Origin of the sequence: Alkanindiges illinoisensis (assembly GCF_004377485.1) — a bacterium.
GTDB classification, from domain to species: Bacteria; Pseudomonadota; Gammaproteobacteria; order Pseudomonadales; family Moraxellaceae; genus Alkanindiges; species Alkanindiges illinoisensis_A.
This window is the reverse complement of record NZ_SNTY01000088.1, coordinates 94,269-102,159: the sequence shown is the minus strand read 5'-3', so window position 1 is coordinate 102,159 and position 7,891 is coordinate 94,269. Positions and strand designations below refer to the sequence as shown.

The following is a 7,891-nucleotide window of genomic DNA, read 5'->3' as shown; positions in this document are numbered from 1 at the left end:
GTTTGCAAGATTAAAACATTTCCGTGCTATTGCAACCCGATTCGATAAGCTTGCACGAAATTATCAGTCTATGATCCGTATAGCCTGCATGTTGATTTGGTGTAAAGCCAAATGAGGACACACCCTAGAACCAGGTGTATATTTTGCCATGAATGCCCCAGCAGCCATTATTGGCATAACCGTAGAATCTGCATCGCAGGCTGTAAGCCAACTGGGTTTTGTAGTGACACCAGAAGTGTTAAGCCTGATTGCCAAAGAAGTGGGTGAACAAAGTATTTTGTCACGTGCTGGCGGTGCACCAACTTTTGCAGTAGGCATGGCACATATCATTTCGGAAATTTTCAATAGCCGTGCCATGATGGCATTCTGGTATCACTTTGCCATTTTATTTGAAGCGCTATTTATCTTAACTGCTGTGGATGCGGGTACACGGGCCTGTCGCTTTATGGTGCAGGATCTGGCAGGTATCGTGGTTCCCAGTATTGCCAGTAACCGTTCATGGATAGGAAATATTATCGGTACAACCGTTGCTGTGGCAGGCTGGGGCTTTTTTGTTTATCAGGGTGTGATTGATCCGCTCGGGGGCATTAACACCTTATGGCCGCTGTTTGGTATTGGCAATCAGATGCTGGCCAGCATGGCACTGATTTTAGGCACAGTGATTTTGTTTAAGATGAAAAAACAGCGTTATGCCTGGGTGACAATTGTACCGACTCTCTGGTTGCTAATTACTTCGTTAACCGCAGGCTGGCAAAAGATCTTTCATGAAAATCCCAAAATTGGCTTTCTGGCACAATCCAATAAATATTCAGTTGCTATGGAGCAGGGTACAATTATTGCACCCGCTAAAACCCTTGAGGATATGCATACGATTGTATTTAGCAATCAGATTAATGCAGTGCTCTGCGCCTTTTTTATGATTGTGGCCGTAGTAATGCTGCTGGCTTCCTTTAGAGTCATCTATAAGGCTTTACACGCGAGTGAACCTACAGTGCATGAGGCTGAGATTGTTTATGAAAATACCAGCTATGAAAAGGCCAGTACAGATGCCCAGACATCAGTTTAAACCTGTCCCGTTTGCTGAGTCTTTCATGGTTAAAAGGACGGGGAATAGCTTCCATATTCACCGGATTTTGCCAGCAAAACCAGATTCAGTTGTTGTACAAGTTGGTTTAAGCTGGCAAAGCAAGCTTAAGTTGATTATAACGCGTCTGGCTCAAAGCTTCCGCCTAATGGTCGGTGTACACGACTATCAGGTGTATGTGCAACATATGCAGCAACACCATCCTCAGCTTCAGGTTATGACTGAAAAACAGTTTTACCGTCATTGCCTGGAAGCGCGTTATCCCACTAAAGCCGGGAAAGTCGGAAAATGTCCCTGCTGATTTGTTTTCTTGAATGAAAATTTTTCAAACTGTAAGTCGTATAAAAACAATACAAAAGCAAGGTCTATTGTTAAGGAAACTGTCTGGTCAGCCAAAATAAACTTCCTGTATAACTAACGTTAAACCTGAACTTTGCGCAACCCTTAAATGCACCCATGCACTAAATACTATGATTTAATCAGGGTTTAGCTTTATTTATATTTAAGCTAAGCCAGTTTGATAAGGAAGAAAGTTTATGCTTCAGGATGCCACCCCTCAAAATATTGCCTCAGAAAAAGCCATTTTAGAAACAATAAAGCGTTCCCAGCAGGAAGTAGAACAACTGGTTACCCAAACCAAGGCAAAACTGGATCAGTTTCTCAATCAGCTTAACCAGATTGTGCTTGATAAGCCGCAACAAACCAAGCTGGCTTTAAGCTGCATTTTGGCAGGTGGTCATTTATTACTACAGGATTTGCCAGGGATGGGCAAAACTACCATGGCTGAAAGTTTGGCCAAGCTGTCAGGTTTAAGCTATCGCCGGGTACAGTTTACCAGTGATATGCTGCCTAGTGATATTCTGGGCTTATCGATTTTTAACCCGGAAAAACAGGAATTTGAATTTCGGGAAGGCCCGATTTTTACGCAAGTTCTGCTGGCCGATGAAATCAACCGCACCAGTCCCAAAACCCAGAGTGCATTGCTGGAAGCCATGGAGGAAAATCAGGTTTCACAGGATGGCGTGACCCGGACATTGCCGCAGCCATTTTTTGTGATTGCTACTCAAAACCCTATTAACCAGTCCGGGACATACCCTTTGCCGGAATCGCAGCTTGACCGCTTCTTGATGTGTTTGTCCCTAGGGTTCCCATCGGCGCAGGCCGAGCGGGAAATTTTGCTGGGGCAGGATCGGCGTAGCATGCTAGAATCAGTGGAAGCGCTACTGAATACGCAATCATTAAAAGACTATCGCCAGCTGGTGAATGACATCTATCTATCAGAACCTGTACTGGATTATTTGCAGCATCTGGTTGAACAAACCCGTACTGGCCAGCATACCGGATTATCGACCCGTGGCTTACTGGCACTTAAACGTGCTGCACAGGCGTATGCACTGGTTGAAGGTCGCGCTTTTGTCATACCTGAAGATATTCAGGCGGTATTTGTGGCAGTTGCTGATCATCGACTAGGGGTGAAAGGCATTGGCGGTGCAGATTCCCCAGCTCATCAAATCCTGCGTCAAGTTCCTGTGATTAGCTGATTGAGGAGCTTTTTATGCGCCTCACCAACTGGTTTGAAAACCGCCCTCCTGTTCAGCGCTGGATGCGACGGCGTTTGCCACGCTGTAGGGAAGTTACCTTATCACAGCGCCAGATTTTTGTATTTTTAACCAAGGAAGGTGGCTTGTTTGCTGTGTTACTGGCAGTGACTTTTCTGGCAGGTGTCAATTACGCTAATAATCTGATTTTAGGCGTATTTTTTCTGCTGAGCAGTATTCTGGTTATTGGCATTCATCATAGCTACGCACAATTATCCGGTCTAAAAATAAAAGTCCTGCACGCCAGTGACAGTCAGGCTGAAGGCCAAGCCCGCTTTCAAGTTGAAATTAGCCCCACCACTGCCAAATGCTATTGCCAGCTAGAACTGGTTTGGCAGCAATATCAGCGCATTGCCGTGCTTAATGACAAACAGGTGCTGCATTTTGATATTGATACGCCAAAACGGGGACGGTTTTTACCGCCACGCCTGATGCTGCAAAGTGTCTATCCATTAGGACTGATTCGTGCGTGGACATATATTTATTTTGATCAGGAAGTCTGGGTAGCACCAAAGTCAATTGAAGCTGAACGCAATGTATTAAACCGGATTGGTGGAGAGGGTGAGGAAACGCATGGTTTAAGTGGTCAGGAAGAATTTCAGGAACTAAAAAACTATGTTAAGGGCGAATCCTTGTCCCGCGTGTCATGGTCACATTTGGCCAAGGGACAGGGATTGTTGAGCAAGCAGTTTATAGACTTTTGTGCTGAACAGGATGCGCTAGATTATGACCAGATGCCAGCAATTGACCATGAAACCAAGCTATCGCAAATGGCGTACTGGGTACAAATACTGGGCGCACAAAATATTGCTTTTAGCATGAGGCTACCTACGCGAGAACTGCCTTTAGGGCATGGTGAAAAACATACCAATCAGGCCTTACGACTGCTGGCAGAGGAACCCTGATGAACGCGTTAATTCCTGTACAACCGATTCGTTACAGACAATTTGTTAGTATTATTGCTGCACAATTTGTTGTGTTTTTCCCGCATGTTTTTCATCTGCCTGTTTTATTTTCGGTACTGGCCTTTATTACGCTGATGGGCCTATGGCTCATGGCGCGGCGTCGAAAAATCTTTCATTCACAGCCGCCCAAGTTTTATCAATATATTATTGTGACAGCAGGGCTTGCCATTATATTGGTGACGTATCGCACGCTGATTGGTGTAGATGCTGGTGTAGCTTTTCTGGCGTTATGTTTACTGGGTAAATTACTGGAGTTAAAGCAGCGCCGTGACAGTTATATTGCTTTGACCTTATCACTTTTTGTAGTTGCCAGCCTGTTCCTGTTTGAACAATCCATTTTTAATGCGGCCATGGCACTGCTGGCCATTTTGGCTATATTTTATGCGTTATTGCAGCAGAATATTAATCCTGACCTGCTGTATCACCATTCTGCCCAGCTAAAAACAAATATTCCCGAAGCCATTAATCCTTCAGCAGGTCTATGGAAGCCTTTATTGCGCCTATTTTTACAGGCCATTCCATTGCTTGTTGTCTTATTTATATTTTTTCCGAGAATTCCGCCTTTATGGAGTGTTCCGATTAGCCAGTCACAGGGCAAAACTGGCATGAGTGACCAGATGTCACCGGGCAATATTGCAAGCCTGAGCCAGTCCACGGAGCTGGCCTTCCGTGTGCTGGATAAGCAAAATAATCTGGCAAGGCATCTGCCTCCCCGTTCAGAGCTGTATTGGCGTGGTTTAGTATTAAGCAAATTTGATGGCGTCACCTGGACGCAGCTTAAGGATTATCGCGCCGATAATCCCGTCTGGACAGGGATGCAATACCAGCCTGAATGGTTTAAACAGACTTTTGCAGGCAAATTAAATACGGGGTTTGAATATCAGGTGCTGCTTGAGCCGACTCAGCAGCAATGGCTATTTGCGCTGGATGTACCCTTTAGCCGCACCCGTGACGTTGCTTTAACCCGTGAATATAATTTAAAAAGTTCGCGCGAGGTTTATCGCCAGTTTAGTTATGACGCCTTACAGGTTAAAAATCTTAAGCGTGATACCGAGTTGCCAGACTGGTTAAAACAAGTCAATTTACAGCTACCAGCCAACAGTAATCCGCGTACCCGGCAATTGGCGCAACAGGTTTTTAATCAGGTTGGGCGCAATCCTGAGCGTTATGCCGATTACTGGCTAAACTGGATTAGACAGCAAAATTTTGTATATACACTAGAGCCACCAGTACTCTCCGGCCAGCGGATTGATCAATTTCTGTTTGAAAGCCGGCGTGGATTTTGTGAGCATTATTCATCATCCTATACATTTTTGATGCGTGCAGCCGGTATCCCGGCACGGGTTGTGGTGGGCTATCAGGGCGGCCAATTTTCTCCGGATCAGCAAAGCTGGGAAGTTCGTCAGCTGGATGCTCATGCATGGGTAGAAATCTGGCTGGCCGGACGAGGCTGGGTACGGGTTGACCCAACCGCTGCGGTTGCACCTGAGCGCGTTGAAAAAGGCATGAATAATTTTATGCAGGAAGATCAGCAGGTCTTTGGTAATAATGTATTCGGTCAACTACGCTCGAGCCAGTTCAGGTTATTAGGGCAGGCGCGTGTCTGGGCAGATTATGCCAGCTATGTATGGCAGCGGGATGTGGTGGGTTTTGACCAGTCCCAGCAGCAAGGTCTGCTACAACGGCTATTTGGTATCAAAAGCATGTATGTGCAAGTGGCCTGGATGGTAGGTAGTTTTATTACGCTATTGGCGATCATTGTAGGGATTATGTGGTGGCGCAGACGAAAAGTTTGGCATCCACTTGATGCACCATTACAGCGATTGTCTAAGAAATTAACCAAAGAAAACTTGGCGCGGGGTGAGTCAGAAGGTGTAGTGAACTGGTTGCAGCGGTTAGCAGCCTATCCAGCTTATCAAAAGCCGGCACAAGAGCTGATTCAGCTCTATCAGCAAGCACGTTATGCACCAGCAGGGGATGAACCAGCCCAAGCTAAAGTCATTCAGCAAATGAAAAAACTGGTTAGCAGTTGGCCGAACAGGAAGGAATAGTATAAAAAAATCTTGCTATGGAACTGGATTACGGTAATAATTTGGCCACTTTAGACGTATAGCTCAGTTGGTTAGAGCACCACCTTGACATGGTGGGGGTCGCTGGTTCGAGTCCAGTTACGTCTACCAGAATTTTTAAAACCGCCTGAAAGTTAAGTTTTCAGGCGGTCTTTTTTATGGGTTATGGAAAAGTTAAAATGAGTAAAAATGCTTGCATACTCAACCAGATATTTAATAGATCTCTTGCATAAGTCTGGTTTCGACAAGCGCAACCAACGCTGCCTGAGCCTGTCGAAGGCGAGTTGGTACAACTTATGAAAGAAGTCTAATGATATGATTTAATCCTTAAATAAAAAATAGTTTTTTTAAAAGAAGCCTGATTTCTAACAAGAATTAATTAATTTTTGAGCGTTAAAAGTATTTAAATCAAGATAGAAACATTCCAGTTTTATGAGTTTTATCTATGCCTGAAGGGTAGTCATCTATTAAAAATAAGAAATTTTTGCTCGTGAGTATATGTTCATTACTATTGCCTGCAGCGCATGCGGGAACAGCATATAAATGGATAGATGCTTCAGGTAATGTGCAGTATAGCCAGACCCCGCCTGCCAAAAAGGCAATCCATTCGGGATGCTTATAACAGTTCACTATATGGAGGGTAATTCTTTATATTTATCTAGGATTCGCTGGTTAAGCATATAAATAATTGGCCAGCTAAACTGAGTGATCATTGTATGACTAATCCACCAATAAATCTTAAGTTGTATCGTGGTTCATGTTAAATGCCAGCAAGCAGGGTCAAAATGTAAGTTCAATTTGCCAGCCATTTAATTATTTTAAAATATTCAAAGAACTAGCTATAATGCCCAATCCGTATTTATCCTGACTTAACGTGTAATAACAATGCCAAACTATACCCGTTTTATTTATGCGGCTACTTCAACGGCACTCCCGTCCACAATTCGCCAGCATCTGATTGAAATCACCCAGATTTGCGAAACATTAAATAATATCGAGGAGTTAAGTGGCGTTCTAATTTATGGGAATAACACGTTTTTGCATTGTATTGAAGGCAGTGAAGAGCAGATTAACAAGTTTCACCAGATGTCGCTAGAAAGCCCTTATACCCGTGATTTCTTGCTATTAAAGCGAGAAATTATTCCAGCGAAGTCATTTAATTTCTGGAATATTAAATACTTTATTCGGGAAACTGTACTTCAGCAATTTTTTTTGGACTGGCATAAGGATACGTTTAATCCTTATATCGTTCAGGGTACGATGCTGGATGAGTTTGTTCAGTTAATTATTCAAAATGAAGAAGCAGTGAGCTATACCTTTTTGGAGCAATATGAGTCTATTGCCAATGAGCGTAGTATTAAGTCAGCTAAGCCTTTTTCTTCTATTAATTATTTATTTTTAGGCCTATCCATTGTCCTGATCATTGTTTTAGCCTTTTACATTACCAGCTACCTAGAACATCACGCTTAACCGTAATGCATTTATTGGTATTGCCAACCTGCTATTTTATTGTTTTTGCAAAATGAAAGCGCTTTTTAAGGCTATTTAAAAAATTATTATAGTTTGTACTTTTTCTTTAAATTTGCTCGTCAGTTGTTTTATTAGCCTTTAGTAACAGAACCCTATACAGATTAGTCTACTTTTTAATATAGTTGCTACAATCTACGGTTTAAAAGCTTGGTAACAGGATTTACAATTTTAGCTGTGAAGTTATTGGTGCTAATTTTTTAATAGTAAAAGGAATTGAAGTATGTGGAAATTTAGCTATAAATATGGCTGGGCAGAAATTGAAGACTTTCTTACACATACTCAAAAGGAAACTGCCAGCATTGATTTGTCGGAAGACATTAGAAATGCAGGATACGAGCCAGCAGATGGCATGAGCATCGGGAATATGATCTGCGGTGATGTGATCATGGAGGTTTATGTCGGTAATCCGGACAGGGCGCATTATGCTTATCTTGTAGAACTGGATTTACTGGCAGGCTGTGACCCACAGTTTGTGGCCTTAAAAACCTTTCCGGATCTGGTTGAACTGATTAATAAGGTTTTGCCCATTGCGGTGGCTTCTGAAAAAATCCATCAGTTACGTTCTTCAAGTAACGAGTCGGCACGTTTAAATAGCTTGTTATAACTGATGCGTTTAAAGGCTATTCATTAGAGTTAAGTTGTTGT

The 7,891-nt window shown here is 43.1% G+C and carries 7 protein-coding genes, 1 tRNA gene and 2 pseudogenes; all 10 read left to right on the top strand.

Going from position 1 to position 7,891, the window contains the following annotated elements; all coding sequences use genetic code 11:
* Positions 1–115, top strand: a pseudogene (locus tag E2B99_RS14515) (IS5/IS1182 family transposase); the annotation flags it as partial.
* A gap of 9 nt (positions 116–124) precedes the next feature.
* Positions 125–1,066 (top strand): annotated as a pseudogene (locus E2B99_RS14510) (carbon starvation CstA family protein); the annotation flags it as partial.
* Between the two features lie 25 nt (positions 1,067–1,091).
* Positions 1,092–1,385 (top strand): YbdD/YjiX family protein, encoded by a 294-nt coding sequence (locus E2B99_RS14505; RefSeq protein WP_134246069.1) that lies wholly within the window; start codon positions 1,092–1,094, stop codon positions 1,383–1,385.
* 235 nt (positions 1,386–1,620) lie between these two features.
* Entirely contained in the window at positions 1,621–2,625 is a 1,005-nt protein-coding gene (locus E2B99_RS14500; RefSeq protein ID WP_134246067.1) for an AAA family ATPase, read from the top strand.
* 14 nt (positions 2,626–2,639) lie between these two features.
* Positions 2,640–3,587, top strand: coding sequence for a DUF58 domain-containing protein (locus tag E2B99_RS14495; protein ID WP_134246065.1), 948 nt, complete (start codon positions 2,640–2,642; stop codon positions 3,585–3,587).
* On the top strand, positions 3,587–5,698 hold the full coding sequence (locus tag E2B99_RS14490) for a transglutaminaseTgpA domain-containing protein (protein WP_134246063.1): 2,112 nt from the start codon (positions 3,587–3,589) through the stop codon (positions 5,696–5,698). Before E2B99_RS14495 ends, E2B99_RS14490 begins: the two co-directional genes overlap by 1 nt.
* Positions 5,699–5,750: 52 nt before the next feature.
* Positions 5,751–5,827 (top strand) — tRNA-Val (locus tag E2B99_RS14485).
* Between the two features lie 379 nt (positions 5,828–6,206).
* Entirely contained in the window at positions 6,207–6,338 is a 132-nt protein-coding gene (locus E2B99_RS15140; RefSeq protein WP_205669697.1) for a DUF4124 domain-containing protein, read from the top strand.
* Between the two features lie 263 nt (positions 6,339–6,601).
* Positions 6,602–7,186, top strand: a complete 585-nt coding sequence (locus E2B99_RS14475; protein ID WP_134246059.1) for a BLUF domain-containing protein — start codon at positions 6,602–6,604, stop codon at positions 7,184–7,186.
* Positions 7,187–7,466: 280 nt separating this feature from the next.
* A complete protein-coding gene (locus E2B99_RS14470) occupies positions 7,467–7,850 on the top strand; it encodes a hypothetical protein (protein WP_134246057.1) in 384 nt (127 codons plus the stop codon).
* The last annotated feature ends 41 nt before the right edge of the window (positions 7,851–7,891 follow it).

Bases quoted from the DNA above. Each gene is read 5' to 3' on its own strand.
- E2B99_RS14505 (WP_134246069.1), top strand. From the start codon at position 1,092: ATGGTTAAAAGGACGGGGAATAGCTTCCATATTCACCGGATTTTGCCA.
- E2B99_RS14500 (WP_134246067.1), top strand. From the start codon at position 1,621: ATGCTTCAGGATGCCACCCCTCAAAATATTGCCTCAGAAAAAGCCATT.
- E2B99_RS14495 (WP_134246065.1), top strand. From the start codon at position 2,640: ATGCGCCTCACCAACTGGTTTGAAAACCGCCCTCCTGTTCAGCGCTGG.
- E2B99_RS14490 (WP_134246063.1), top strand. From the start codon at position 3,587: ATGAACGCGTTAATTCCTGTACAACCGATTCGTTACAGACAATTTGTT.
- E2B99_RS14475 (WP_134246059.1), top strand. From the start codon at position 6,602: ATGCCAAACTATACCCGTTTTATTTATGCGGCTACTTCAACGGCACTC.
- E2B99_RS14470 (WP_134246057.1), top strand. From the start codon at position 7,467: ATGTGGAAATTTAGCTATAAATATGGCTGGGCAGAAATTGAAGACTTT.